This window comes from Streptomyces sp. NBC_01454, from assembly GCF_036227565.1.
GTDB lineage: Bacteria > Actinomycetota > Actinomycetes > Streptomycetales > Streptomycetaceae > Streptomyces.
On sequence record NZ_CP109460.1, the window covers coordinates 5,225,101 to 5,251,322 of the forward strand.

Below are 26,222 nucleotides of genomic sequence, written 5' to 3' on the forward strand. Positions count from 1 at the left end.
GGGAGCGTCTCCCCGAGGGGCACCACGTCCGTCAGATGACGGCGGACGTCCGTGCGGTGCCGATGTCCGTCAGGTGCACTTCTGGCCGTTGTTGATGCAGTCCACGGCCTTGCTCATCAGGTTGTCCGGCATCACGTTGATGAAGTCACCGTGGTCCGTGACGGGTTTGTGCAGCTGCTCGGGGAAGCTGTCCACCGCGAAGCTGTTGCCCTGCGGGACGTCGTAGGTGATCCGCTCCACCAGCTGCGGCACGGCCTTGAACCCGTTGGGGCAGGTGCCGTTCTGGTCCGAGAACGCCATGTGGTCGCGATGGTTCGCGCTGTCGGTCTCCCGGCCGTCCCAGCAGTTCTGGAAGGCGAAGTTGCGCACGACCTGGGAGCCGTTGGGGCAGAGCGGGTACTTGTCCTTCAGCTGCCGGTTCTCGAAGCCCGTGCAGCTCCAGGAGGCGTTGGCGTTCTTGGTGCCGTTGGTGAACGCCTTGGCGTCACCGGTGATGATCCGCAGGAAGCGCGGCATCGCCTCGACCTGGCCGGCCTGGCTGCCGCGGTAGGTGAGGGTCACCGTGGCCGGGGTCAGCACCGAGCCGACGTTGGCGTCCTGCGCGGCGCCCGGCTTCTGCTCCGCGTTCCCGTCCAGCTTGCGCAGCACCGGCCAGTAGTAGGTCGACTGGTCGCCGTTGGTGCAGGTCGTGTCGGAGGCGGCCAGGGACTGGTCGGTGGAGTTGCCGTCGGTGGTGGTGTTGCCGACGTAGTCGTGCGTGTGGTGGGCGCCGTTGCTGACGCCCGGCGTCACGATGACGTTGTCGGAGTTGAAGTGGCCCTCCTCGTTGCGGCCGCACTCCGTGGTGAAGGTACCCGTCGTGGCGTTGCCGCCCTGGGGGGCCGCGAACGGCGGCTGGTCCGCGTTCGGCTGGACGTTGTTGATGTCGACGAAGTCGTCGGGGGAGGGCCCGCCGGCCTGGCCCTGCTGCTGCCCGCCGTTCTGGTTCGGATCCTGGGTCTGCTGCTGGCCGCCGCTCTGGTTGGGGTCCTGCCCCTGGGTCTGGCCGGTGGTCTGGTTCGGGCTCTGTCCCTGGTACCAGCCTTCCTTCACGGTCTTGGTGGAGTCGTTGCCGCCCGCGCCCGCGCCCTCGTTGACGGGCTTGACGGTGCAGCCGCTCATCTTGAGCAGATAGCCCGGCCGCTTGGCGTTCTTGGAGATCGCCGTGACCATCATCTTGATCGTCTTCTGGCGCTGCGTCTTGAGCCCGCCGAGGACGCTGGAGCCGCTGCCGCCCATCATCTTGTGGTACGCGTCGTGCACCTGCCGGTCCAGCGAGGACAGCCCCTTGGAGACCGGGAGCTGGGCGCTGTGCGGCACCTGACGCAGTCGCTCGCCCACATCGGGGCAGGAGATCGTGAAGGCGCTCACGGTGTGCTGATGGCCCGCGGAGGAGCCCGTTTCCGGGTGGGAGTTGCCGGCCAGCGCGGTCGTGGCGACCGCCGCCAGACCGCCGCCGCCCAGCAGGAGCGCCGCGGCTCCCACGAGCATTCTGTTCGTCAAACGCGAGCGTTTATGGGCTTGTTGCCGTTGCCTCATGAGATCACTTCGCTTCGTCCGATGTGAGGGGTGTCGTCCTGATTCGGTTCACACAGGGGCGTGATGGGCGCCTCCCGGCGGGTGCCTGCGCAAGTCAGCTGGAGTGCAGGGTGTTGAAGTCGACCCGACCGGTCTTCTCCAGGAACGTGATGTGGTCCAGCACAACGTCGTTGGCGCGGTCGGCCAGCGCGCGCACCATCGTGTTCTTGGTCTGGTCACGGACCAGGGCCACCAGCCCGAAGACCTTGCCGTGGGCCCGGCGCAGCAGCTCCGCGAACAGCGGGTCGAAGTCCTTGCCCTGGGCGGCGTTGAGCTGCCCGAGCCAGCCCTGCTGGGCGACGTTGGGCTCGGTGGGCAGGGCGACGCCCAGCGCCCGCCCGGCCTCGTTCGACCGCCGGTCCAACTCGGTGTGTCCGGCCACGAGATGGTTGCCGGCCGTGCGGACGGCGGCAGTCGTCCCGCGCTGCTGCGCCAACCGGCCCGAGGGCAGCTCCCACAGCCCGGCCAGCTTCACCTTGCGTACGAAGTCCCGGTCCATCGCGGTGAGCGGACCGTAGCGGGTGCTGACCGTGCCCCCGCCGTCGTCGTCGTACGTGAGAGTGGTGGTCGCCGCGGCTGCGGTCTCGCCGAAGAGCTGGACGGGCAGCAGCAGAGCCGCGAGCGTCGCCACGAGCGCAGCCACCACCAGTCCGGTGGCGATGGTCCGCCCGGATGTTGCGGAGTTGCTGAGGATCGACCGCACACGGCCTCCCGGTTCGTCTTACTGGAATGCCACCGGACGCTAAAGGCCGCGCGGGGTCCGCGGTGGTGGGTCCTCACCCCTGGACAAATAACGGCCGGGCCCGCCGCGGCACTGCTACGGTGCCGCGTGCGGGCCCGGCCGGGTGAAACGGGTGACGTGCGCCGGATGCCGTATGCCCGGCCGGGCCCGCACCAGGCGCTCGGCCCTGCGCGCTCAGCGTGCGTACAGGCTCGCCGCCGCCCAACGGCGGCGCTCCCGCCGGGACTCGAGCTCCTCGCTGCGGCCCTCGGCGTACAACGCCTCGATCTCCGCCGCGTACGCCCGGACGATCGCCGCGCGCCGCAGCTTCAGCGACGGCGTCACCAGCCCGGACTCCTGGCTGAACTCGCCCGGCAGCACCCGGAAGGCGCGGATCGACTCGGCCCGCGACACCGAGGCGTTCGCCCGCGCCACCGCCCGCCGCACCTCCGCCTGCAACTGCTCCTCGGGTGAGGGTGCCGCGCTGTCCGGGCCCGGCTCGTCGCGCAGGGTGCGCCAGTGCGTCAGCGAATCCGGGTCCAGGGTGATCAGGGCGGTCACATAGGGCCGGTTGTCGCCGACGACCACACACTGCGAGATCAGCGGATGGGCGCACAGCCGCTGCTCCAGCCCCTGCGGCGCCACGCTCTTGCCGTTGCTGGTGATGATGATGTCCTTCTTGCGGCCGGTGATGACGAGATAGCCCTGCTCGTCCAGATGCCCCAGGTCACCGGTCGCCAGCCAGCCGTCGTACAGCCCGTCGTCCGGGGTGCCGCCCTCGTCGAGATAGCCGGCGAACACCACCGCACCGCGGACCCACACCTCGCCGTCCAGCGCCAGATGCACCGCACTGCCCGGCAGCGGCAGGCCCACCGTCCCGAACCGCACCCGGCCGGGCGGCTGCACGGTGATCGCGCCGCTGGTCTCGGTCAGGCCGTAGCCGTCGTAGACGGTGACACCGATGCCGGCGAACAGCAGCCCCAGCTCCCGCAGCAGCGGCGAGCCGCCGGAGACGGCCGTGCGCACCCGGCCGCCCAGCATCTCGCGGATGCGCGAGTACACCAGCCGGTCGTAGAGCGCGTGGCGGGCGCGCAGGAACGGGTCGGGACCGCGCCCGGTGCCCGCCTCCTGCTCCGCGAGCGCCTCCGCGTAGCGCACCGCCACCGTCATCGCCGCGTCGAACGTCCGCTGCCGGCCCGCCTGTTCCGCGGCCAGCCGGGCGCGGGTGCAGATCTTCTCGAAGACGTACGGCACCGCGAACAGGAACGTCGGCCGGAACGAGGCCAGCGCCGGCAGCAGTTCACGGGACGACACCTCGGGCTGATGGGCGAGCTTGACCCCGCCGCGCAGGCAGGCGACCTGCACCATCAGTCCGTAGACATGCGCGAACGGCAAGAACGCCAGCAGTGACGGGCGCTCGCCGGGCGCGGCCAGCAGCCCGCCCCAGCCCGCGTAGAGGGTGTCGCACTCGGCGGCGAGATTGGCGTGGGTGATCACACAGCCGCGCGGCCGGCCGGTGGTCCCCGAGGTGTAGACGATGGCCGCGATGCCGTCCGGGTCGACGGCGTGCCGCAGCCGGTGGACGTCCGCGTCGGTCAGCCGGGTGCCCTCCTCCATCAGCCGCTGCACACAGTCCAGGTCCAGCTGCCACAGCCGGCGCAGCGCCCGCTCGTCACAGGCCTCGGCCACGGTCATCGCGTGTGCCTCGTTCTCCACGACGATCGCGGTGACCCGCGCGCCGGTGAGGATCGAGCGCAGCTGCTCGGCCGACGCGGTCGGATAGACCGGCACCAGCTGCCCGCCGATCGCCCACAACGCATAGCTGAACAGCGTCCACTCGTAGCGGGTACGGGCCATCAGGGCGACCCGGGTACCGGGCCGGACCCCGTCCGCCAGCAGCCCCCTGGCCAGGGCCATGACCTCGTCCCGGAATTCCGCCGCGGACACCTCCTGCCAGGCGCCGCCGGCCCGGGGATCGCGACGGGCGAGCTGAGCGAAATCCGGCTGATGGGCGGCGGTGTCGAAGACGGAGTCGGCGAGACCGCCGGTCCGCAGTGGAGCCGCCAGGGCCGGAACGCTGATGTCGCGCACAGCACCTCCTTGGTGTTCCCCCTTGATTCCCCCTGGTCCGCCGACGTCCCGACGGCAGGCAGGGCAAGTTACCGGCAGGTCTCCCGGCTGCCCAGATCTATGGCTACTCTTGAGCGGAAGACGACAAGTCTTGAGGACCGGACAACCAGAGGAGGACGCCGGATGCACCGCATCGTCGATGCCTGGCGCCTCTGCCTCTCGGCACTGTTCTTCCTCCTGGCCGGTCTCCTGCTCTCGCAGACCGGCCTCACCACGGCCCTGACCGCTGCCGCGGCCACCGCGGCGATGCTGCTGCTGTGCAGCGCCTTCCTGATCGCGGCCGTCGCCCGGCCGCTGCCACCGGGCCGGGTCCGTACCGCCCTGCGCGACCGCGAGCGGCGTACGGCCTTCCTGCCCCAGCGCGATCCCGACGCGGCCGGCCGGCCGCGTCCCCGGGCACCGGGCCGTCCCCTCCCGACGGCCGCGTAGGCGCCCGGACCGGTCACCGCACCGCTGTCCGCGTCCGCGCGGCTCGTCACGCCGAATCCTCATCCCGGCACGACGAGACCCGTGGAGGGCTCACCCATGTCCATGTTCGGCTTCCTCGGCGAGGCACTGACCCACGCCGCCGACGCACTCACCCCGCTCTTCGGCACGACGGCCATGGCCGCCACCATCGTCCTGTGCACGCTGGGCGTCCGTGCCGCGCTGCACCCCCTCGCCCGCGCGGCCGCCCGCGGCGAGAAGGCCCGCTCGGCGCTCGCCCCGCGCATGGCGGAACTGCAGCGCACGCACAAGGGCAACCCCGAGCGGCTGCAGAAGGCGATGAGCGAGCTGTACGCCGACACCGGCTCCTCGCCGCTGGCCGGCTGCCTGCCGATGCTGCTCCAGCTGCCCATCTTCTTCGTGATGTACCACCTGTTCTCCCGCGGGGGCGGCGGTCTGCTGAACCACACACTCCTGGGAGCGCCGCTCGGCGGCCACTGGACCCAGGCGCTCGCCGACGGTGGTGTCCTCGGGCCGCAGGGCCTGGTCTACCTCGCACTGTTCGCGCTGATCGCGGCGGTGGCCACCTGGAACTTCCGGCGGGCCCGGGCCACGCTGGCCAAGGCCCCCGCCCCGGCCGCGGGCGGGGCGAACGCCGCACTGCCCGGCATGGCGTCCCTGTCCAAGCTGATGCCGCTGCTGTCCTTCGGCACGCTGATCACGATCGCCGTGGTGCCGCTGGCCGCCGGGCTCTACATGGTCACGACGACGACCTGGACGGCGTGCGAGCGGGCGCTGCTGCACCGCGACCGCAAGGCCGCGGAGACGACCGCGGCCGAGGGGGACGCCGCCGCCGAGCCCACCCCGGACGCGCGCGTCCCGGCCCGCCGCCCGGCCCCGCAGCGCGCCCCGAAGACCCGCGCGGCCCGGCAGCGGGCGGCCCGCTCCCGTGCCAACTCCCGGGCCGGCGCCCGCCCGGCGCCCGACACCGTGCCGCCGGCGGTCGAGGCGACCGTCCCCACCGCGGGCTAGGCCGCCGGGCCACCGTCCCCACCGCGGGCCGGGCGGGCCCGCGCGGCCCGCCCGGCGGTCCGGCGGTCCAGTCCGTGAACGGGGTCTTGCGGACCGCACCCCATTCTTGGACGATCGTCCGAATCGCTCGATGGCCGTCCCCCATCGGCCGGCCGGGAAGAGCCCTTCCCGGCCGACCTATGACCACGGGAGTGCACTCGATGAAGCTGCTGCGTGTCGGCACGGTGGGGGCGGAACGCCCGGCGCTGCTCGACGGGTCCGGGGTCCTGCGGGACCTGTCGGGCCTGGTCCCGGACATCGACGGAACGCTGCTCGCGGACGAGCGGAAGCTGGCGGCCGTCCGCGCCGCCGCCGCGTCCGGTGAGCTGCCGCGGCTCGACGCGGACGGGCTGCGCACCGGCCCGCCGCTGGCCCGGATCGGCAAGATCGTCTGCATCGGCCTGAACTACCACGATCACGCCCGGGAGACGGGGGCCACGCCACCCGACGAGCCGATCCTCTTCCTGAAGGCCCCGGACACGGTCGTCGGCCCCGACGACACCGTGCTGGTGCCGCGGGGCAGCGTGAAGACCGACTGGGAGGTGGAGCTGGCGGTCGTCATCGGCCGCACGGCCCGCTACCTGGAGACCGACGCGCAGGCGCTGGCGGCGGTCGCCGGCTACGCGGTGGCGCACGACGTCTCCGAGCGCGCCTTCCAGATCGAGCGCGGCGGCCAGTGGGACAAGGGCAAGAACTGCGAGACGTTCAACCCGCTGGGCCCCTGGCTGGTGACCGCCGACGAGGTACCCGACCCGCAGGCCCTCGGCCTGCGACTGTGGGTCAACGGCGAGCTGAAACAGGACGGCACGACCGCCGAGCAGATCTTCCCGGTGGCCGAAGTGGTCCGCTACGTCAGCCATTTCATGACCCTCCACCCCGGCGACATCCTCAACACCGGCACCCCCGCCGGCGTCGCCATGGGCCACCCCGACCCCAAGCCGTATCTGCGGTCCGGCGACGTCGTGGAGCTGGAGATCGACGGACTGGGGCGGCAGCGGCAGCCCTTCCACGGGGCGTAGCGCGGCTCCTTCCCACGTTTTTGGCTTTCCCGCCGTGGTGGTTGCTCGCCTCTCCGCTGCGCTTGGCTGACTTCCCACGTTGTCGTCTGCGGCGTCGTGGTTCGTCTCGCCGTTGCGCCTGCGGCGGGCGGGTGGGTGTGGGGTGCGGTGACGGGCCTCCGGGGGTGGGTGTTCGGACTGCTTCGCTTTACGTCCGAACACCCACCCCCTCCGGCCCGTCCCCTCCCGTGGGGGGATGAGTGAACGTGTGTGGGGGCGGGCCGCCGATGGCCGTCTCGGTACGACCTGTCAGGCGCGCTGGACCAGCTGGGGCCACCCCCACCGGCTGTTCCTCTCCCACAACGGGAGGGGGCGGGCCGGAGGGGCCGGTGTGTGGGACGTAAAGCGAAGCAGTCCCACACACCGGCCCCGGAGGCCCGTCACCGCACCCGACAGCCCCGCGCAGCGGACCCCGCCCGCCGCCAGGCGCAACGGCGAGACGAACCACGACGCCGCAGACGACAACGCGGGAATCAGCCCCGCGCAGCGGAGAGGCGCAACGGCGGGAAAGCCAAAATCGGGCCGAGGCAAAGCGCAGCGGACAGGCAACGGCGAGCGCACCGCGAAGCGGGCGAAACACGGCGAGAAACCCCACGGCGGATCAGCCAACAACGTGGGAATCAGCCCCGCGCAGCGGACCCGGCTCGAGGGGGACGGGCTCGTGCAGGCGGCGAAGGAAGCGACATCCCAGGGCGGGCAGGACGATGAGCGGGGCGAGCGCGGTCTGCAGGGTGGTGGCGTCGGCGAGCGCGCCGACAAGGGGGCTGGCGACCCCGCCGATGCTGACGGCGAGCCCGAGGGTGACGCCGCTGGCGGTGCCCACCCGCCGCGGCAGGTAGTCCTGGCCGAGGGTGACGTGCAGGGAGAAGGGCACGTACAGGCCGGCCGAGGCGAGCGCGACGAACAGGTAGAGCAGCGGGCCGGGTACGAACACCAGCCCCGCGACGGCCGGGACGGTCAGGGCGTAGGACCACCGCGCGACCGGGAGCCGGCCGAAGCGGCGGGCGAGTCTGCCGCCGGCCACGGTGCCCACCGCGCCGCCGAGGTAGAGCACGAACAGGGCGGCCGTCCCGGAGACCTCGCCGCCCCCGGTCCGCTGGCGCACGTACAGCGAGAGGAACGCGCTCAGGCCGACGAAGACGACGGACCGGCAGACGATGGCCCCGGTCAACCGGAGGAAAGAAGGCCAGTCATCCGTGCCGGCCCGGGCGGCGGCCCCCGCCGGGTGCGCCGGTGGCCGGGCGATCCCGGCCGACCGGACGGCGGCGAGGCACAGGGCGGCGCCGGCCAGGGCGGGGACGACCAGTAGGGGAGAGGCTTGCAGGCCGCCCGTGGCGATGACGGCGGAGACCATCAGGGGGGCGGTGGCGAAGCCGAGGTTGCCGCCCAGGGAGAACCAGCCCATCGCGGTGTGGCTGCCTCCGCTCGCGCGGCGGGCCACGCGCGCCGCCTCCGGGTGGTAGGCGGCGACGCCGATCCCGGACACGGCCACCACCAGCAGCGTGAGGGGGTAGGACGACATGATCCCGGCCAGGGCGACGCCGGTCCCGCCCAGCACGGTACTCACGGGCAGGAGCCATGGCATGGTCCACCGGTCGGTGAGTGCCCCGAACAACGGCTGCACCACCGACGACAGGAGTGCGGCGGCCAGCACGATCCCGGAGGCCGCGGCGTAGGTGTAGGCCCGTTCGGAGACGAAGAAGGGCACCAGGGCGGCCACCGAGCCCTGGTAGATGTCCACGCAGGCATGTCCCAGGGACAGCAGGGTGAGAGGTCCGGTACGCCGGGTCTGGTGGGTTGACATGCCTCGATCGTCGCCTCGGGGCACCACGTCGCGCTTCCGGTAAACTGCCGACATATGTCGAATATCCGCCACACCCCGGAGGCGGCGACCACCGCACGGACGCTGGCCGCGGGGGAGCGCATCGACGCGCACCGCCACGACGACCATCAGATCCTCTATGCGGGATCGGGCGTCCTGGCGGTCACCACCGACGCGGGCACCTGGTTCGCGCCCGGCACCCGCGCCCTGTGGGTACCGGCCGGATGTGTCCACGCCCACCGCGCCCACGGGCGCCTCGACCTTCACCTGCTGGGCCTGCCCGCCACCGTCAACCCGCTCGGCCTCGACGCCCCCACCGTGCTGACCGTCAGCCCGCTTCTGCGCGAGCTGATCCTCGCCTGCACCCGTGAGCCGGACGACGACAGCCCCGAGCGCCGACGCCTGCGCGCCGTCCTCCTCGACCAGCTACGGGCCTCCCCGCAGCAGCCCGTTCAGCTGCCCGCCCCCACCGACTCCCGGCTGCGGACGGTCTGCGACCTCCTGTACCGCAACCCGGCCGACCCGCGCACCCTGGCCGCACTGGGGAACGAGGCGGGAGCCGGGGAACGCACCCTCAGCCGCCTCTTCCGCCGTGAACTGGGGATGACCTTCCCGCAGTGGCGCACGCAACTCCGCCTGTACCACGCCCTGCGGATGCTGGCCGAGGGCGAGCCGGTCACCACGGTCGCCCGCCACTGCGGCTGGGCTTCCACCAGCGCCTTCATCGACGTCTTCCGCCGGGCTTTCGGCTACACACCCGGCACCCACCAACGCCGTCCCTGACCACCGCAGCGCCCCGCCACGGCTCTGCCGGCCGACGCCCTCGGGTCTTTCCTCGCCCGGGGGCCGTGCCCCCCGGGCTCGTCCCTCAGCCCGTCGCGAGAAACCGCTCCAGCCCCTCCACCACCAGTGCGTGATCGTCGGCCTGGGGCAGCCCCGACACCGCGACCACTGCGACCACCCCCGTCCCCCGCAGCCGCACCGGGAACGCTCCGCCGTGCGCGGCGAAGCGGTCCGCGTCCAGCCGCGAGGACTCCTCGAAGGTCCGGCCCTTGGCACGGAACCGGGCGCCGACCAGGTAGGAGGACTCGCCGTAGCGCTCGACGACGGCGGATTTCCGGGCGATCCAGGCGTCGTTGTCGGCACTGGTGCCCGCCAGCGCGCAGTGGAACAGCCGCTGGGCGCCGCGCCGGATCCCGACCGTCACCGCGGCCCCGCGCTCGCGCGCCAACTCCGCCAGCAGCGCGCCCAGTTCCCAGGCCTCGTCATTGCCGAAGGTGTCGAAGACCAGCCGCTCCTCCTGCGCCGCCAGCTCGGTCACCTCGGCCGGCTCGGCGCACTCGGTCACCTCGCCGTCCGCCGCCCGTGGATCCGCCGGGTTCATGCGTCCGCCCCGATCCGGACCGTTCGGCCCTCGGCGGCGGAGAGCCTCGCGGCCTCCAGGACCCGCAGCGCGGCCGCGGCCTCCCGGGCCGTCACCGGCGGCTGTTCGCCCGCGCGCAGCGCCCGCTCGATCGCGGCGTAGTACGCGGGGTAGTCGCCCGGCAGCGTCGGCACCCGTTCGCCGCCGCCGGTCTGCGGGGACGTCCCGGCGCCGAGGTGGCCCCAGTGGGACTCCGGCTCCACGCCCCATGCCGTGCCGTCGGCGCCGGGGCGACGTCCCTCGCGCAGGGCGGCCTCCTGCGGGTCCAGGCCGTGCTTCACGAAGCCGGCCCGGCTGCCCAGTACCCGGAAGCGCGGGCCGAGCAGGGCGGCGGTGGCGCTCATCCACAGATGGGAGCGGACGCCGTTGGCGTGGGTGAGGGCGACGAAGGTGTCGTCGTCGGCCGCCGCGCCCGGGCGGCGGACATCGGACTCGGCGTAGACCGAGTCGACGGGGCCGAAGAGGGTCAGCGCCTGGTCGGCGAGGTGGCTGCCGAGGTCGTAGAGGAGGCCGCCGAGCTCCGCCGGGTCGCCGGACTCCCGCCAGCCGCCCTTGGGTTGCGGGCGCCAGCGCTCGAAGCGTGACTCGAAGCGCTGGACGTCGCCGAGCGCGCCCTCCTCGATCAGCTTGCGGACGGTGCGGAAGTCGTTGTCCCAGCGGCGGTTCTGGAAGACGGACAGCAGCAGTCCGCGGTCCTCGGCGAGCGCGGCGAGCTTCTCGGCCTCGGCGGCGGTGGCGGCCAGCGGCTTGTCGACGACCGCCGGCAGGCCGGCCTCCAGCGCGGCGGTGGCGAGCGGCACATGGGTCTTGTTCGGCGTCGCGATCACGAGCAGATCGAGGTCGTCGGCGCCGGCGAGCACCGCCTCGGCGGTCTCGGCCGTACGGACCTGCGGATGCTCGGCGCGGGCCTGCGCCTGCCGCTCGGGGCTCGCGGTCGAGACGACGTCCAGCCGCAGGCCCTGGGTCGCCGCGATCAGCGGGGCGTGGAAGACCGACCCCGCCAGGCCGTAGCCGAGGAGGCCGACACGGAGCGGACGGTCTTGGGCCGCGCCGCCGCCGCGCTTCTCGCTCATCTCGCGCTTCTCACTCATGGACCCCACTTAAGCAACGCTGTTGCCAAAGTGCAAGCGATGCGGACAATGGACGGGTGAGCAGCCACGATCTCTCCTTCGCCGCCTTCTCCGGCAGTCCGGGCGCCAATCTCCCCGCACTGCGCGGCCACAACGCCGCCCTGGTGCTCGGGCTGCTGCGTGCGGCCGGCGAGGAGGGGGTTAGCCGGCCGGAGCTCGCCGCGCACACCGGCCTGACCCCGCAGGCCGTCAGCAAGATCACCGCCCGGCTGCGGGCCGAGGGCCTGGCCGCCGAGGCGGGCCGCCGCGCCTCCACGGGCGGCAAGCCCGCCACCGCGCTGCGGCTGGTCCCCGGCGCCCGGCACGCCATCGGCCTGCACCTGGACCGCGACGAACTCACCGCCGTCCGCACCGATCTGGCCGGCGAGGCGGTCGCGGTACGCCACGCCCCGCTGGCCTTCGAGGCGGGCGCCGAGCAGCTGCTCGCCACCGCCGCGCGGGAGGTCACAGCGCTGCGCGCCGGAGCCGACGGGACCCCGGTCCTGGGCGTCGGGGCGGCCTGCCCCGGACCGCTGGACCACACCACCGGGGTGCTGCACCGGGTCACCGGCGCCCCCCGCTGGGACGGCTTCCCCCTGCGCGACGCGCTCGCCGCACGCCTCGGCCTGCCCGTCGTCCTCGACAAGGACACCAACGCGGCGGCGCTCGGCCTGGCCCGGGACCTGCCGCAGGGCGCCGGCTCGTTCGGCTACCTCCACCTGGGCACCGGCCTCGGCGCCGGACTCGTCCTGGGCGGCAGCCTCTACCGCGGCCCGCGCACCGGTGCCGGCGAATTCGGCCACCAGACGGTCCAGTGGGACGGGCCGCGCTGCGGCTGCGGCCGGCGCGGCTGCATCGAGGCGCTGTGCCTGGCGGCGGTGGCCCGCAGCGACCTGCCGGCCGCGGCCCGCGCCCTGGGCGTGGGCGCCGCCAACCTCGTCGAACTCCTCGACATCGACCGGGTACTGCTCGGCGGGCGCACCGTACTGGCGCACCCCGCACCGTTCCTCGACGGCGTGACCGAGGCCCTGGCCGACCTGGCCCGCGCCCGCGGCGGCACCGCGGCCCCGGTGGCGGTCCCGGTGACCCTCGCCCGGGGCGGCGCGCGGGCGGTCGCGGACGGCGCGGCCGAACTGGTGCTGGCCCCACTCTTCGGGACGCGACGGCCCGCCCTCACGACGGCCGGACACACCGCGTCCTGAGGCTGTCTCAGCACGCTCCCGGCTGCTCGGGGTGCCCTTGCATGCCGTCGCCCGGCACGGGAATCCGCCCGCCCCGGCTCTCGGCGACGCGGAGCGCGTCCCGCAGGGCCTCGGCCAACCTGTGAACACAGAAGCGCAGTTCATCCGCTGTCGTCCGGTGCGCGCCGAGGAGTTCCTCGGTGTGGTCGAGCAGCTCCGCCCCGGTGTCGAGCTGAAGCTCTTCCAGCCGGTCGGCGAGCCGCGAGACCGGACCTCCGTCGGAGTCCGCCGACACGTAGCAGCGCCGGCCCTCCGGCCCCGACCAGGGGAGGAGTCGCAGGAGGTCGCTCATGAGACGACCTCCGGGCGGCAGGGCAGCGGTGCCCGTAACCGGGTGATGGCGCGGGCGATACGGTGAATCATGTCGACACTCCTTGGGAGGTGTTGGCCGCGCCCCGGGGGTGTTGGCCCACCCGCCGGGGTCATTTCCTCCGAGTCTAGTGCACCGTAGTACCCCAAGGTACCCCGTGCTGCATCTCGCCTGGCACGCGACACCCTGCTTACTTTGGTCAGGTGATCGAATTTGCTCCCGACGAGCCCCGCTGGCGCCAGGTCGCCAGAATTATTCGCCAGCGCATCGACGACGGCACCTACCAGCCCGGGACGCGCGTCCCTTCGGTCGTCGAGCTGCTGGAGGAATTCGGCATCGCCACGTCCACCGGTCAGAAGGTGCACCGCGGGCTACGGGCGGAAGGTCTGATCTACACCGAGCCCGGCCTGGGCTCCTTCGTCTCCAAGAAGCCGCCGACGCCTCCCGCCGAGGACGCCGGAGGCTCCTAGGGTGTGTCGTCCGGTCCTGGCGGGCGCGCGGGAGCCAACCCGCCCCCGCGCGCCGGGCCTCCCGGCCCCTGGTGCGAGGATCACCGCGTGGAATTCCCGTACGGCCAGGATCCTGGCGCACCCGTCCGGTCCGGCATCCCCGAGCACGGACGCATTCCCAAGTACTACGCGGCCAAGGTCGACATCGCCGCGCTGCTCGAGGAGTTGGGCGAGGGCGGGGTGCTGCCCACCGAGCGCGAGCTGGCGCAGCGTTTCGAGGTCTCCCGCGAGACGCTGCGCCAGGCGCTGCGGGAGCTGATCCTGGAGGGGCGGCTGCGCCGGGCGGGACGCGGCACGGTCGTCGCGGGCCCCAAGATGGCGCAGCCGCTGTCCCTGGCGAGCTACACCGAGGGCGTACGCGACCAGGGCCGCGAACCCGGCCGCCACCTCGTCTCCCTCGACCGCTTCCGCTGTCCGCCCGCGCTCGCCGCCGATCTGGGCCTGGCGGTGGGCGACGCCGTATGGCACATGGAACGGGTGCTGCTCGCCGACGACGAACGGGTCGGCCTGGAGAGCACCTACGTCGCGGTCGAACGGGTCCCGGACCTGGCCACCGACTTCCCCCCGGACTCCTCCTTCTACGCCTACCTCCGCCGCCACCTCGGCATCGACTTCGGCGACGCCGACGAACGCCTGGAAACCGTCCTCGCCACCCCCCGCGAGGCCCTCCTGATCGGCACCCCCGGCGCCCTGCCCATGCTGCTGATCCACCGCCTCTCCCGGGACACCGCCGGCCGCCCCCTGGAACGCGTCCGCTCGCTCTATCGGGGCGACCGGTTCTCCTTCACGGCCCATCTGGGGAGGGGGGCGGGGGGCTGAGCCTCCCGGCCGCCGCGCCGCCTCACAGCCGTCTCACCCCGCCCGTCAAGGTCACGAGAAGGTAACGGGTCTAGGCCAACCTTGCCGCCCTGTTCACCGTCGCGTCGCCGAGGGGTCCCCGGGGGTCCACCCGCCGCGGCGAGCGTCGGTGGCATGCGAGTCATAGTTGTCGGAGCCGGTGTGCTGGGGACCATGCATGCCTGGCAGGCGGTCGAGCGGGGTCATGAGGTCCTGCACATCGAGCGGGAGGCCGAGGCCCGTGGTGCCTCGGTCCGGAACTTCGGGCAGATCTGGGTCAGTGGGCGGGCCGGGGGAGCGGAGCTGGCGACCGCGCTGCGCGCCCGTGAGCTGTGGGAGGGGATCGGTGCCCGGGTTCCCGGGCTGGGCTTCCGGGCCATCGGCTCGCTGACCGTCGTCAAGAACGCCGCCGAACGGGCGGTCGCCGAGGCCGCCGCCCGCCGCCCGGACGCCGCCGCCCGCGGCTACCGGCTGCTGGACGCCGGTCAGGCCCGGGAGATCAACCCCGCCCTGCGCGGCACCTTCGACGGGGCGCTGTGGTGCGAGCGGGACGCCGCCGTGGAGCCGCGGATCGCTCAACGGGCCCTGAAGGAAGAGCTGTTGGCGTCCGGGCGGTACACCTACCTCGGCGGCCGGGAGGTCCGTGCGGTGGTGGGGGAGCGGGCGGTGCGTGACGATCACGGTGAGACCCACCACGGCGACGCCGTGATCCTGTGCACCGGTGCCTGGCTCGGCGGGCTGGTCCGGGAGCTGATCCCCGAGCTGCCGGTGCGCCGGGTGCGGCTGCAGATGATGCAGACCGACCCGCTCGGCGAGCCGCTGACCACCTCCGTCGCCGACGCCGACAGCTTCCGCTACTACCCGGCCTACCGCGGCGACGCCCTGGATGCGCTCAACGCCGGCCAGGCCCAGACCCCGACCGCCGCCGCGCACAAGATGCAGCTGCTGATGGTCCAGCGCGCCGACGGCGGGCTGACCATCGGCGACACCCACGAGTACGAGGCGCCGTTCGCCTTCGACACCGTCGAGGAGCCCTACGAGCACCTGACCGGCGTGGTCGAGTCGATTCTCGGCCGTCCGCTGCCCCGTATCCGCCGCCGCTGGGCCGGGGTCTACGCACAGTGCACCGACACCGGCCGCGTCGTGCACCGCCAGCAGGCCCGTGACGGCGTCTGGCTGGTCACCGGGCCCGGCGGCCGCGGCATGACCTGTTCCCCGGCAATCGCCGAGACCACCGCGAACGAACTGGGATGGTGAGCCCGTTGACGCACCCCGACCGCACCCCGGCCCCCGACGACATCCAGCTGGTCGTCCTCGACATGGCCGGCACCACCGTGGCCGACGGCGGCCTGGTCGAGCAGGCCTTCGACGCCGCCGCCCGCAGCCTGGGCGTGGAGCCGGGCAGCGCCGAACACGCCCGGCAACTCGCCTACGTCCGGGCCACCATGGGCGAGTCCAAGATCTCCGTCTTCCGCCATCTCTTCGGTGACGAGCCGGCCGCCCGGCGCGCCAACGCCGCCTTCGAGGCGGCCTATGGCGAGCTGGTCGGCGGTGGCCGGATCGCGCCGGTCGCCGGAGCCCGCGAGGCGATCGAGGCACTGCGGGCGGCCGGCCGCACCGTGGTGCTGTCCACCGGCTTCGCCCGCGTCACCCAGGACGCCCTGCTCGCCGCCCTCGGCTGGCAGGACCTGGCCGACCTCACCCTCTGCCCGGCCGACGCGGGCGGCCGCGGCCGCCCCTACCCCGACATGGTCCTCACCGCGCTGCTGCGCACCCACGCCACCGACTCCGTCCGGCGGATCGCGGTGGCCGGCGACACCTCGTACGACATGCTCTCCGGGCGGCGGGCCGGTGCCGGGGTCGTCGCCGGGGTACTCACCGGGGCGCACGACCGGGCGCAGCTGGAGTCGGCCGGCGCCACCCACGTCCTGGGTTCCGTCGCCGAACTGCCCGCGCTGCTGGGAGTGGTGTGAGATGCCGGCCCCCGCCGCCACGGCAGCACCCGCCCGGCACCCGGCCCCCGCGGCACCCGGCCCCACCTCGGGCATCCGCTTCGACGGCGTCAGCGTCACCTACGGCCGGCACGGCGAACACACCGTCCTGGACGCCCTCGATCTGACCGTCGCCCCGGGCGAGGTGCTGGCCCTGCTCGGCCCGTCCGGCTCCGGGAAGACCACCGCGCTGCGGACGGTCGCCGGATTCGTCCAGCCGTCCGCCGGGCGGGTGCTGATCGGCGACCGTGACGTGACCGGGCTGCCACCCCACAAGCGCGGCATCGGCATGGTCGTCCAGCAGTACGCGCTGTTCCCGCACATGAAGGTCGCCGACAACGTCGCCTTCGGCCTCCGGGCGCAGAAGACCCCGCGCGCCGAGATCCCCGGCCGGGTCGCCGAGGCGCTGGAGATGACGGGCATGGCCGCGTACGCCGGACGGCACCCCCGGGAGCTGTCCGGCGGCCAGCAGCAGCGGGTCGCCCTCGCGCGGGCCCTCGCCATCCGCCCCGGCGTCCTGCTGCTGGACGAGCCGCTGTCCGCGCTCGACGCCCAGCTGCGCTCCGGCATGCTCGCCGAACTCGCCCGGCTGCACCGCGAACTGCCCGACGTCTCGATCCTCTACGTCACCCACGACCAGATCGAGGCCCTGACCCTGGCCGACCGGATCGCCGTCCTGGACCGGGCCCGGCTGCGGGACTGCGGCACCCCGCAGGACCTCTACCGGCGCCCGCGCACCGAGTTCACCGCCTCCTTCGTCGGCACCGCCAATCTGCTGCCGGTGACGGTGCGCGCGGACCGCGACGGCGTCGACTTCGCCGGGCGGCAGCTGACGGTGCCGGTCGGCGAGGGCGTGGCCGGGGGCGCCGCCGCCACCCTCTGTCTGCGGCCGCACCTCGTCGGACTCGGCGAGGGCCCGCACGGCGGCGGCCCCGTCAACACCCTGCGCGGCACGGTCACCGAAGTGCAGTGGCGCGGCTCGACGCACCGTCTGTATGTGACGGTCGACGGCCATCGCGTCCTGGCCGATCCGCGCGAACTGCGCACGACACCGGAGCTGGGCGAGGAGATCGCACTGCACTTCGCCCCCGAGGACGCGGTCCTCATCCCGGCGGGGCTCACGGAGGACGGTGCGCACCATGACTAGGACGCAATCGGCGGGCGTGAGGAGGGAGACGGCGGCGGCCGGGACGGAGACGGAGACGGCGCCGGTGCCGGCCGCGGCGAGCCCCCGCCCCCGCCCTCGCCCCCGCCGCACGGGGGCCGCCGCCCTGTGGACCCTCCCCCCGATCGCCGCCCTCGCCCTGGTCTTCCTCTACCCCCTGGCCCTGGTGGTGTGGCAGTCCTTCACCCCGGAGGACGGCGGCGCCCACTCCACCGCCCCGTATGCCACGGTCTTCGCCGAGGCCTCCTTCCGCGGGGCCCTGACGAACACGGTGCTCCTCGCGGTCGGCGCCACCGCCGGCGCGCTCCTCCTCGGCCTCGTGCTCTCCCTCGTCATCGCCTTCGTCCCGTTCCCCGGCGGCCGGGCCCTCAGCCGCTTCATCGACCTCTTCCTGGCCTTCCCCTCGTTCCTGATCACGCTGGCGCTGCTGTTCCTCTACGGCACCGTCGGCATGGCCAACGGCCTGTGGACGGAGGTGACCGGCGCCGCCCACGGGCCGCTGAACTTCCTCCACACCCCCTGGGGCGTGCTGCTGGCCGAGGTCACCTACTTCACCCCGTTCGTGATGCGCCCGCTGCTCGCCGCTTTCTCCCAGGTGGAGACCGGCCAACTGGAGGCCGCCGCCTCGCTGGGCGCCCGGCCCTGGCGGATCGTACGGACGGTGATCCTGCCGGAGGCGCTGCCCTCGCTGGCGGCCGGCGGCGCACTCGTCCTGGTCCTCGGCCTCAACGAATTCGGCATCGTGCTCTTCACCGGCGCCAAGGACGTCGTCACGCTCCCGATGCTCGTCTACACCAAGGCACTTCTCGACGGCGACTACACCGGAGCCTGCGTCGTCGCCGTCGTCAACATCGCGCTGTCCGTGACGCTCTACGCCCTCTACCGGACGGTGACGTCCCGTACGGGCGGCAGGGCGGCCCCCCGCACCGGAGGTGCTCACCGTGCTGGTGCCTAGCAAGTCCGCCCGCCGGGCCATCCACCTCCTCTTCCTCGCCCTCTTCGTCCCCGTCTTCGCGCTGCCGCTGCTGGTGATCGTCGCCGCGTCCTTCGCGACGGGCTGGAGCGGCGTCCTGCCCTCCGGCGCGACCCTGGCGCACTACCGGGACATCGCGCACGGCGAGCCGCTCGACGCCCTGCTCACCAGCCTGGCGACCGCACTGGCGGCGAGCCTCGCCGCGCTCACCGCCGGCACCTGGGCGGCCCTGGCCGCCGAGAAGCGCAGCCGCCGCACCCGCCGGATCATCGACGCCCTGTTCCTGCTCCCGGTCGCCGTCCCCTCCGTGGTCGTCGGCCTCTCCCTCCTCGTGGCCTTCTCCCGGCCCCCGCTCCTGCTCAACGGCACCCCGCAGATCGTGATCCTCGCCCACACCGTGCTGGTCACCGCCTTCGCCTACCAGTCCGTGACCGCCGCGCTGACCCGCCTCGACCCGGCGTACGAACAGAGCGCGGCCGGCCTCGGCGCCCGCCCCGCCTACGTCCTGTGGCGGGTCAAGCTCCCCCTGCTCCTGCCGTCCCTCACCGCGGCCGCCGGCCTCTGCTTCGCCCTGTCCATGGGTGAGCTGAGCGCCACGATGATGATCTATCCGCCGGACTGGCTGCCGCTGCCGGTGCAGATCTTCGCCGCCACCGACCGCGGTTCCCTCTTCACCGGTGCCGCCCTCGCCGTCGCCCTGATGGCCACCACCCTCCTCGTCCTCCTCGGTGTCTCCCGTATCCGCACCAAGGCCTCCTACCGCTGACCCTCCCGAATCCCCTTGCGCTTACCAGGAGTTGCCCCGCCATGTCCCTCTCCGGCATCCGCCCCTTCCGCAAGCCGCTCGCCGCCTGCTGCGGCGCCCTCACCCTCGCCGCCTCGCTCACCGCGTGCGGCGGCGCCTCCACCACCGACCCCCACGCCAAGGAGATCACCGTCTACAGCGCCGACGGCCTCAAGAGCGAGCGGGGCGACGGCTTCTACGACAAGGTCTTCCAGGACTTCGAGAAGAAGACCGGCATCAAGGTCAACTACGTCGAGTCCGGCTCCGGCGCGGCCGTTCAGCGCCTGGCCCGCGAGCGGGCCAACACCAAGGCCGACGTCGTCGTCACCCTTCCGCCGTTCATCCAGCAGGCCGAGGGCAAGGGCCTGCTGGACACCTACCGCCCCAAGGGCGCCGACCAGGTCGCCGCCGCCGACAAGGACCCGGCCGGCAAGTGGACCTCGATCGTCAACAACTACTTCTGCTTCATCTACAACAAGAAGCAGCTGAAGAAGGCCCCCGCCACCTGGCAGGACCTGCTGGACCCGAAGTTCAAGGACAAGCTCCAGTACTCCACGCCCGGCGTCGCCGGCGACGGCACCGCCGTGCTCATCAAGGCCCTGCACGACTTCGGCGGCCAGGAACCGGCCATGGAATTCTTCAAGAAGCTCCAGGCCAACAACGTCGGCCCGTCCTCCTCCACCGGCCAGCTCGCCCCCAAGACGGACAAGGGCGAACTCCTCGTCGCCAACGGCGATGTCCAGATGAACTACGCCAACCAGAAGTCGATGCCGGACCAGGGCATCTTCTTCCCCGCCGCCGAGCCCGGCGCCAAGCCCACCACCTTCTCCCTCCCGTACGCCGCCGGCCTGGTCAAGGACGCCCCGCACCGCGCCAACGCCCAGAAGTTCCTCGACTACCTGCTGTCCCCCGAGGTCCAGCAGCAGGTCTCCGCCGTCGGCGGCGGCTTCACCTCCCGCAAGGACATCAAGCCCACCGACTCCCACGCCACCCACCTCGCCGCCCTCATGAAGGACGTCGAGATCTTCCACCCGGACTGGAACGACATCGACAAGAACCTTGAGACCTACCTCGAGGCGTGGCGCACGGCTACGGGGAGCTGACGGGAAGGGTGCGGATGCACCGGGCCCGGTAGGCACGCACCGGGCCCGGCCGTACCTGTTCACGCGGCGGCCGGGCCTGGTCGCTCCGGCGCACGTGGCGGCCGGGCCCGCCGCGTCACTCCGCCGTGAACTCGTACTGCATCTCGTAGAGATGACCCGCCTTGACCATCACCGTGACCTCGAGGGGGCGGTCGCCCTCGCCGTGGACGACACGCAAGGTGCGCAGCACCGGGAGATCGCCCGGCAGCCGGAGCGCGGTGAACTGCTCCTGGGTGGGCACCCGCGCCGAGACCCGGTCCACGCTGAGCCGGGGCGGATACCCCAGCTCGGCAAGGAGTGCGGGCGTGCCGCCCCTGATCTTCCGGCGCTTCTCGATCGCCGTGCCCCGGGCGATCTCCGGCGGGTAGTAGGAGCTGACCAGCTCCACCGGCTCGTCATCGATCAGCAGCAGTTGATGACGGAGCAGGGCCGTGCCGCCCTCCGGGAGCCCGAGCGCCGCAGCCACATCGGCGGGCGGCACGACGTCCGCCACGCGCAGCAGTCTGCTCCGGGCATGGGTCCCCAGCTTCTCGGCCTCGGTCAGCCAGCGGTAGCGTTCGCCACCGGCTGCCGGTGCCATGTACGAAGCCGGGCGCATGGTCCGCTGCCGGTGGTCTCGCACGGTGACGGCGGCCCCGGCCCGCCCGACGACCAGGCGTTCGTCCTTCAACAGGCCCAGCGCCTTCTGCACGGTGGCGTTCGAGGCGGCGAACCGCTCCTTGAGCTGTGCCGTGGAGGGCAGCTTGGCGCCCGGCGCGAGGTCGCCGTTCATGATCTCGTCGCGCAGATCGGCGGCGATCCTCTCGTGCAGCGAACGGTGGTCAACGGCGCCGGTCTCTTCGCTGGGCACAGGAGTCACCCGATCCTCATGTCGTAGCGCAGTTGCTGGAGCTGGGCCGGCATGACCATCCTGTCCGCCTGGATCGGCCGGTCCCGGGCGTCGAGCGTCAGCCGGATCAACTGGAGTACGGGCTGCGTCATTTCCGACTCCAGGGCCTCGGCCTCCTCCTCGCTGGGCAGCCGCGCACTGACGTCCTCACGGGAGCGGACGCCGACGTATCCGAGTTCGGCGAGCAGCGTGACCGCCCCGCCCGGGATCTTCGCCGTCCCGGCGAGCCGGGTGCCGCGGGCGATCACCGGCGGGTAGTAGGTGTCCGTCAACTCGCACGGCCGGTCGTCGAGATACATGATGCGCCGTCGTACGACGACTTCGGCGCCCTGTTCCAGGCCCAGTACCTCCGCGATCGCGGCGGGCGCGGTGACCTCTCCCGCCTGCACGATGCGCTGGCTTCCCCGCCGCCCCCTGGCCGCGGTCTCGGTGCTCCAGGCATCACTCTGCCCGGGCTGCCGCGCGCTCAGGTACGGCACTGACGTGGTGACCCACTCGACGCTGCTCACGGCACCCTCCGGCACGGACGACCCTCTCCCCGATCCCACTGTGCTGCCTTACGAAACAAGTGACAAGCTCAGCCCACTCCCGTGAATCCTTGCTGCTATTCGTGAAAACCGATACTGCCCTCGATGTGAACAGCCTCGATATCAGGCGGTGGTCCACCGTGTATGTGCCTCAGTGACAGCAGCCCCGACTCCTGCCGTGGTCCGACTCCGGGGGCAAACCCTGCTACCTCATAGGGGAGGGAAGCGGCCCGATCTCACGCCTGGCCGACGAGGTGGAGGCGACCCAGCTGGAGATGGCGGTCGCATTACTCGGGCATGCACGAGCGATGCTCAACGACCGCCGGGTGTCGGACGGCGAGCTGCGTTTCCTCGGAGAGCGATGCACCGAGTCGCTCCGTGACGGCTGCGGATCGCCGAGATCCGGGGCGCGCACGTGCCGGACGCCGTCGAAGATCCCCGGTCATCGCCGGGTCGGGGGCGTGAGGGGCTGACTTAGGGTGGGTGTGTCGGCCGTACGTACGCCCCGGGGGCACGCTCGTGGTTCGCGGCGTGTGCGGGAGGCGGTCGGCGCCCCTGGTCCTCACGCACGGCAGGAGTCCGGCAGTGGCAGAGCGCAAGCCGATCGAGTCATGGCTCACCGACATGGACGGCGTCCTGATGCACGAGGGCGTTCCGGTTCCCGGGGCGGACGCCTTCATCAAGCGGCTGCGCGAATCGGGCAAACCCTTTCTTGTGCTGACGAATAACTCCATTTACACCCCGCGCGATCTCCACGCCCGGCTGAGCCGTATCGGGCTGGATGTGCCCTGGGAGTCCATCTGGACCTCCGCGCTGGCCACTGCCCAGTTCCTCGACGACCAGCGGCCCGGCGGCACCGCGTACGTCATCGGGGAGGCGGGCCTGACCACCGCCCTGCACGACATCGGCTATGTCCTGACCGACCACTCCCCGGATTACGTGGTCCTCGGCGAGACCCGCACCTACAGCTTCGAGGCCCTGACGAAGGCGATCCGGCTGATCAACGACGGGGCCCGGTTCATCGCGACCAACCCCGACGAGACCGGTCCCTCGCCGCAGGGCGCGCTGCCCGCTACCGGGTCGGTGGCCGCGCTGATCACCAAGGCGACGGGCGTCGACCCGTACTTCGTCGGCAAGCCCAACCCGCTGATGATGCGGCACGGCCTCAACGTCATCGGCGCCCACTCCGAGACCTCCGCGATGATCGGCGACCGGATGGACACCGATGTGGTGGCCGGACTGGAAGCGGGCATGGAGACCTTCCTGGTGCTGACCGGGCTGACCCGCCCCGAGGAGGTCGAGCGGCATCCGTTCCGCCCCTCCCGCGTGGTGGACTCGATCGCGGACCTCATCGACCTGGTCTGACCGCCGTCCGGCCGCCGCCGCGGCCGAGCCGGTGGCCTGCCGGCGCCCTGCCCCACCCGAACGGCGCAGCATCGGACCGCACCGGATGCGGGCGGGCTCGCTCGGGCGGACCTTCGGAGGTATCGGAGGTTCACCATGCGCTCACGGCAACTTGCTCTCTGTGCCGCGGTCGCGGCGTGCGCGGTGATGGCGGCGCCCGCCTACGGGGTGGGCGTACACGGCACCGGCACCGGTAGCGGGAGCGGTTCCGGTTTCGGTACCGGCAGGAACCTTGTCGCATCGGCCCCGTACGCCCCGTACGCCCCGTACGCCCCGCGCACCGCCCCGTACGCCCTGGGCCGCGCGGCTTCCCGGGAGGCCACCGGCTGTCATGCCGTATGGGGAGCCGCCTGCCCGTCGGCCTTCGCCACCGCGGTACCGCCCGTACGGAAGGCCGAGCCCTTGGCCGCCGCCGATGAGGCTTCCCCCGCCGGTCCCCGGCCCACCGCCGACGCCGGGCCGCGCCACGAGCTGAGCAGTACCTCGGCCGTCGGCCTGGTGCTGGCCGGCGGCGCCGTCCTCGTCATCGCGGGACAGCTGCTCCGGCTCCGGCTGAGGTTGCGCCGCACGCGACGGGGCGGGGCCGATGAGCGCTGACGAGGAAGGGCGGACGGGCGCCGCCGGGGTGGCTGCCCCGTCCGGCGCGCGCGGGGCGGATGTGGTCGACAGACCTGAGCGGGCCGCGCACCGCGCCTCCGGTCCGTATGGCCTCCCAGGGACGCTCAAACCCCTGAAACTGCCCGTCGCCGGCCCCGGAATCAGTACGGGGGGCGACGTCGTGGCCCCTCCGGGTACCAGGGCGGATGCGGGGAGCGAGAAGTCCGCAGGGGGACGTACGGCTACGGCTACGGCAGCCACTGTGGCCACAACTACGGCCACAACTTCGGCCACAACTTCGGCCACAACTGCGGCGACAAGCCCGGGTACGCCGCCGCCACATACTGGCGCTGCGCCACACATGAACAAGGGGAATGCCCACCTCCACCCCCACCGCACGGGCCAGCTTCTTGCGGGGGTGGCGTGGGCGGTGTTGTTGCTGGGGCTGTGGTTGTGGGGGCGTGATCTGGCTGAGGGCGTGGCCGCACAGCTCGCCACTACGGGTGATGTGGCCGCGGTCGGCCGTCCGTTGGGGCGTCAGGGGCCCGCGCATGCGCACGCCCCGGTGCCGGCCTCGGCGACCACGGAGCCCATGGGGATCACCATCGAAGCGCTCGGTGTACGGGGGGCCGGTATCGGCGCGCAAGATCTTGACGAGAACGGGCTGCCGGCCCCGCCCGCGCCCGCCTCGCCGGACACCGTCAGCTGGTACGCCGCGGGGCCGCAACCGGGCGAGGCGGGCGCGGCGCTGCTGGTGGGCCGGGCCGGCGGCGACCGTGGTTCCGGTGCCGGGCCCCTCACCGTCCGGCGGCTGACCGGTCTCAAGCCGGGGCAGCGGGTGGAGGTCCGGCGTGCCGACGGCAGCACCGCGCGCTTCACCGTCGAGGACGTCCAGCTCTACGACCACGACCGCTTCGACCCCCACCGGGCCTACGCCCCGCACGAAGGAGGCCGCTCCGAACTGCGGTTGATCGTCGATGACGGCGCTCGCGGCGGTGCCGCGGCAGGGCGTGACGGTGGTCCTGCGAAGGTGGTCGTGGTCGCGGCGTATCTGACGTCGTTCCAGGCCGGGAACGCGGGGGAGAGCCCCGCATCATGACGGGCGCGCTCCGTCAAGTCCCTTAGCGAGGACGGTGCAGGGCGCGTCCACAGGCCGACCCGGCAGGGGGGCCGTGTGCCACGATGGGGGCGGCCGGTGTTCTTCAGTCGGTCGTGTTCCGTGCCCGAGGGGGAGTGGATGGACGGCAATCTGCGGCGGACGGCCGGGGCCGGGCCGCCGACGGGCCGCTCCGGTGCCGGACGGCGGCGTCTCGCGCATCCCGGTGCGGCAGCGGCGGGAGCGATGGCTGTGCTGCTGCTCGCCGGCTGTTCCTCCGACGGCGGCAAGGACGACGGCCTGCCGGCCGAGCCGGGCCAACGCCCCAAGTCCGTCACGCCGTTCTGGGTCAACCCGGACAGCAAGGCGGCCCGCCAGATGTCCGCGTACCGCAAGGACGACAAGTCCGCGGACGCCCGCCTGGTCAACAAGATCGCGGCGCAGCCGGTCGCCGAGTGGATAGGCGTCGACGACCCGCAAGGGGAGGCCCGGGGCTTCACCGAGGCGGCCGCCAAGGCCGGCCGTGAGGCGCTGCTGGTCCTCTACAACATCCCGCACCGCGACTGCGGCAGCTACTCCCAGGGAGGCGCCGCCGACGGCAACGCCTACCGGGCGTGGCTGGACGGTGTGCTCAAGGGCATCGGCGACCGCCCCACCACCGTCATCCTGGAGCCCGACGCGCTGCCGCACATCGCGGACAAGTGCACCCCGCAGAAGTTCCAGGAGGAGCGGTACGCCCTGCTGACGGAGGCGGTCGGCAAGCTCAAGGCGCTGCCGCACACCAAGGTTTATCTGGATGCCGGCAATCCGCACTGGATCAAGGACCCGGGCCAGATGGTCGAACCCCTCAAGCGGGCCGGTATCGACCGGGCCGACGGCTTCGCGCTGAACATCTCCAACTACCAGACCACCGCGGAGAACACGAAGTACGGCAAGCAGCTGTCCGCCATGGTCGGCGGCAAGCGCTTCGTCATCGACACCAGCCGCAACGGCAACGGTCCGGCGCCCGGCGGCGACGACCCGGAGAACTGGTGCAACCCCCCGGGGCGCGCCCTGGGCACTCCGCCGACGACCAAGACCGCCGATCCCCTGATCGCCGACTACCTGTGGATCAAGCGCCCGGGTGAGTCGGACGGCACCTGCAAGGGCGGCCCGAAGGCGGGCGCCTGGTGGCCCTCGTACGCGTTGGGGCTGGCGCGCGGCGCGAAGTAGCGCGCAAGAGGTAATCGGTAGGGGACGGGGGCCGGGCGGGGCCGTCCGGGCGGGCTGCCGCGGAGGCTGATCGTCAGGGCTTTGATCTCCACGACCGGCGACCTCCACCACGGGGCCCGACAAGGGGTCGCCTGCTACAGCGTCGGCCTGATGTCGCTCCCGCTGCCC

26 protein-coding genes are annotated in these 26,222 nt (G+C 72.8%); 17 read left to right on the forward strand and 9 right to left on the reverse strand.

Going from position 1 to position 26,222, the window contains the following annotated elements:
* Window positions 1–69 precede the first annotated feature (69 nt).
* The 3 genes from OIU81_RS23155 to OIU81_RS23165 all read right to left on the reverse strand — a co-directional run bounded on the left by OIU81_RS23155 (window position 70) and on the right by OIU81_RS23165 (window position 4,429).
* The gene (locus tag OIU81_RS23155) at window positions 70–1,530 is read right to left on the reverse strand and encodes a DUF1996 domain-containing protein (protein ID WP_329155308.1); all 1,461 of its coding nucleotides are present in this window, start codon (window positions 1,528–1,530) and stop codon (window positions 70–72) included.
* A gap of 142 nt (window positions 1,531–1,672) precedes the next feature.
* Window positions 1,673–2,320 (reverse strand): DUF4142 domain-containing protein, encoded by a 648-nt coding sequence (locus OIU81_RS23160; RefSeq protein WP_329150864.1) that lies wholly within the window; start codon window positions 2,318–2,320, stop codon window positions 1,673–1,675.
* Window positions 2,321–2,533: 213 nt separating this feature from the next.
* Entirely contained in the window at window positions 2,534–4,429 is a 1,896-nt protein-coding gene (locus OIU81_RS23165; protein WP_329150866.1) for an AMP-dependent synthetase/ligase, read from the reverse strand.
* A gap of 162 nt (window positions 4,430–4,591) precedes the next feature.
* Here OIU81_RS23165 and OIU81_RS23170 point away from each other — a divergent pair, with 162 nt between their 5' ends.
* The 3 genes from OIU81_RS23170 (at window position 4,592) to OIU81_RS23180 (ending at window position 6,984) form a co-directional block, all read left to right on the forward strand.
* Window positions 4,592–4,897 (forward strand): DUF6412 domain-containing protein, encoded by a 306-nt coding sequence (locus OIU81_RS23170; protein WP_329150868.1) that lies wholly within the window; start codon window positions 4,592–4,594, stop codon window positions 4,895–4,897.
* A gap of 96 nt (window positions 4,898–4,993) precedes the next feature.
* Complete coding sequence (locus tag OIU81_RS23175) at window positions 4,994–5,926, forward strand: YidC/Oxa1 family membrane protein insertase (RefSeq protein WP_329150870.1); 933 nt, start codon at window positions 4,994–4,996, stop codon at window positions 5,924–5,926.
* Window positions 5,927–6,126: 200 nt separating this feature from the next.
* A complete protein-coding gene (locus tag OIU81_RS23180) occupies window positions 6,127–6,984 on the forward strand; it encodes a fumarylacetoacetate hydrolase family protein (RefSeq protein ID WP_329150872.1) in 858 nt (285 codons plus the stop codon).
* A 640-nt stretch (window positions 6,985–7,624) separates the two neighbouring features.
* On the opposite strand, the gene OIU81_RS23185 is transcribed toward OIU81_RS23180, so the two are convergent.
* On the reverse strand, window positions 7,625–8,827 hold the full coding sequence (locus OIU81_RS23185; protein WP_329150874.1) for an MFS transporter: 1,203 nt from the start codon (window positions 8,825–8,827) through the stop codon (window positions 7,625–7,627).
* 54 nt (window positions 8,828–8,881) lie between these two features.
* Between OIU81_RS23185 and OIU81_RS23190 the strand changes: the two genes are divergently transcribed.
* Complete coding sequence (locus tag OIU81_RS23190; protein WP_329150876.1) at window positions 8,882–9,628, forward strand: AraC family transcriptional regulator; 747 nt, start codon at window positions 8,882–8,884, stop codon at window positions 9,626–9,628.
* A gap of 85 nt (window positions 9,629–9,713) precedes the next feature.
* Here the strand turns inward: OIU81_RS23190 and OIU81_RS23195 are convergent, their stop codons facing one another.
* Entirely contained in the window at window positions 9,714–10,229 is a 516-nt protein-coding gene (locus OIU81_RS23195) for a heme-degrading domain-containing protein (protein ID WP_329150878.1), read from the reverse strand.
* On the reverse strand, window positions 10,226–11,359 hold the full coding sequence (locus OIU81_RS23200; protein ID WP_329150880.1) for a Gfo/Idh/MocA family oxidoreductase: 1,134 nt from the start codon (window positions 11,357–11,359) through the stop codon (window positions 10,226–10,228). The genes OIU81_RS23195 and OIU81_RS23200 overlap by 4 nt, the downstream gene beginning before the upstream one ends.
* A 56-nt stretch (window positions 11,360–11,415) precedes the next feature.
* Here OIU81_RS23200 and OIU81_RS23205 point away from each other — a divergent pair, with 56 nt between their 5' ends.
* Window positions 11,416–12,579, forward strand: a complete 1,164-nt coding sequence (locus tag OIU81_RS23205) for an ROK family transcriptional regulator (protein WP_329150882.1) — start codon at window positions 11,416–11,418, stop codon at window positions 12,577–12,579.
* 7 nt (window positions 12,580–12,586) lie between these two features.
* Here OIU81_RS23205 and OIU81_RS23210 read toward each other — a convergent pair whose 3' ends face one another.
* Window positions 12,587–12,910 (reverse strand): hypothetical protein, encoded by a 324-nt coding sequence (locus OIU81_RS23210; RefSeq protein ID WP_329150884.1) that lies wholly within the window; start codon window positions 12,908–12,910, stop codon window positions 12,587–12,589.
* A 221-nt stretch (window positions 12,911–13,131) separates the two neighbouring features.
* Here OIU81_RS23210 and OIU81_RS23215 point away from each other — a divergent pair, with 221 nt between their 5' ends.
* The 8 genes from OIU81_RS23215 to OIU81_RS23250 all read left to right on the forward strand — a co-directional run bounded on the left by OIU81_RS23215 (window position 13,132) and on the right by OIU81_RS23250 (window position 20,290).
* Window positions 13,132–13,398, forward strand: coding sequence for a GntR family transcriptional regulator (locus OIU81_RS23215; protein WP_329150886.1), 267 nt, complete (start codon window positions 13,132–13,134; stop codon window positions 13,396–13,398).
* An 87-nt stretch (window positions 13,399–13,485) separates the two neighbouring features.
* Entirely contained in the window at window positions 13,486–14,256 is a 771-nt protein-coding gene (locus OIU81_RS23220) for a GntR family transcriptional regulator (RefSeq protein ID WP_329150888.1), read from the forward strand.
* Window positions 14,257–14,409: 153 nt separating this feature from the next.
* Window positions 14,410–15,531, forward strand: coding sequence for a TIGR03364 family FAD-dependent oxidoreductase (locus OIU81_RS23225; protein ID WP_329150891.1), 1,122 nt, complete (start codon window positions 14,410–14,412; stop codon window positions 15,529–15,531).
* On the forward strand, window positions 15,525–16,247 hold the full coding sequence (locus OIU81_RS23230; RefSeq protein WP_329150893.1) for a phosphonatase-like hydrolase: 723 nt from the start codon (window positions 15,525–15,527) through the stop codon (window positions 16,245–16,247). The genes OIU81_RS23225 and OIU81_RS23230 overlap by 7 nt, the downstream gene beginning before the upstream one ends.
* 1 nt (window position 16,248) lies before the next feature.
* Window positions 16,249–17,412 (forward strand): ABC transporter ATP-binding protein, encoded by a 1,164-nt coding sequence (locus OIU81_RS23235; protein ID WP_329150895.1) that lies wholly within the window; start codon window positions 16,249–16,251, stop codon window positions 17,410–17,412.
* Window positions 17,405–18,385 carry a 2-aminoethylphosphonate ABC transporter permease subunit gene (locus tag OIU81_RS23240; RefSeq protein WP_329150897.1) on the forward strand — a complete coding sequence of 327 codons (981 nt, stop codon included), beginning with the start codon at window positions 17,405–17,407 and terminating at the stop codon, window positions 18,383–18,385. The genes OIU81_RS23235 and OIU81_RS23240 overlap by 8 nt, the downstream gene beginning before the upstream one ends.
* Window positions 18,372–19,169: an ABC transporter permease gene (locus OIU81_RS23245; RefSeq protein ID WP_329150899.1), complete on the forward strand. Its 798-nt coding sequence runs from the start codon at window positions 18,372–18,374 to the stop codon at window positions 19,167–19,169. The genes OIU81_RS23240 and OIU81_RS23245 overlap by 14 nt, the downstream gene beginning before the upstream one ends.
* 41 nt (window positions 19,170–19,210) lie before the next feature.
* Window positions 19,211–20,290, forward strand: a complete 1,080-nt coding sequence (locus tag OIU81_RS23250) for a 2-aminoethylphosphonate ABC transporter substrate-binding protein (protein ID WP_329150901.1) — start codon at window positions 19,211–19,213, stop codon at window positions 20,288–20,290.
* A gap of 115 nt (window positions 20,291–20,405) precedes the next feature.
* Here OIU81_RS23250 and OIU81_RS23255 read toward each other — a convergent pair whose 3' ends face one another.
* Both OIU81_RS23255 and OIU81_RS23260 read right to left on the reverse strand, forming a co-directional pair.
* Complete coding sequence (locus OIU81_RS23255; protein ID WP_329150903.1) at window positions 20,406–21,179, reverse strand: GntR family transcriptional regulator; 774 nt, start codon at window positions 21,177–21,179, stop codon at window positions 20,406–20,408.
* 5 nt (window positions 21,180–21,184) lie between these two features.
* Window positions 21,185–21,727, reverse strand: coding sequence for a UTRA domain-containing protein (locus OIU81_RS23260; RefSeq protein ID WP_329150905.1), 543 nt, complete (start codon window positions 21,725–21,727; stop codon window positions 21,185–21,187).
* Window positions 21,728–22,330: 603 nt separating this feature from the next.
* Between OIU81_RS23260 and OIU81_RS23265 the strand changes: the two genes are divergently transcribed.
* The 4 genes from OIU81_RS23265 (at window position 22,331) to OIU81_RS23280 (ending at window position 26,054) form a co-directional block, all read left to right on the forward strand.
* Complete coding sequence (locus OIU81_RS23265) at window positions 22,331–23,110, forward strand: HAD-IIA family hydrolase (protein WP_329150907.1); 780 nt, start codon at window positions 22,331–22,333, stop codon at window positions 23,108–23,110.
* A 135-nt stretch (window positions 23,111–23,245) separates the two neighbouring features.
* Complete coding sequence (locus OIU81_RS23270) at window positions 23,246–23,746, forward strand: hypothetical protein (RefSeq protein WP_329150909.1); 501 nt, start codon at window positions 23,246–23,248, stop codon at window positions 23,744–23,746.
* Between the two features lie 361 nt (window positions 23,747–24,107).
* Complete coding sequence (locus OIU81_RS23275; protein ID WP_329150911.1) at window positions 24,108–24,845, forward strand: class F sortase; 738 nt, start codon at window positions 24,108–24,110, stop codon at window positions 24,843–24,845.
* A 138-nt stretch (window positions 24,846–24,983) separates the two neighbouring features.
* A complete protein-coding gene (locus tag OIU81_RS23280) occupies window positions 24,984–26,054 on the forward strand; it encodes a glycoside hydrolase family 6 protein (protein ID WP_329150913.1) in 1,071 nt (356 codons plus the stop codon).
* Window positions 26,055–26,222 lie beyond the last annotated feature (168 nt).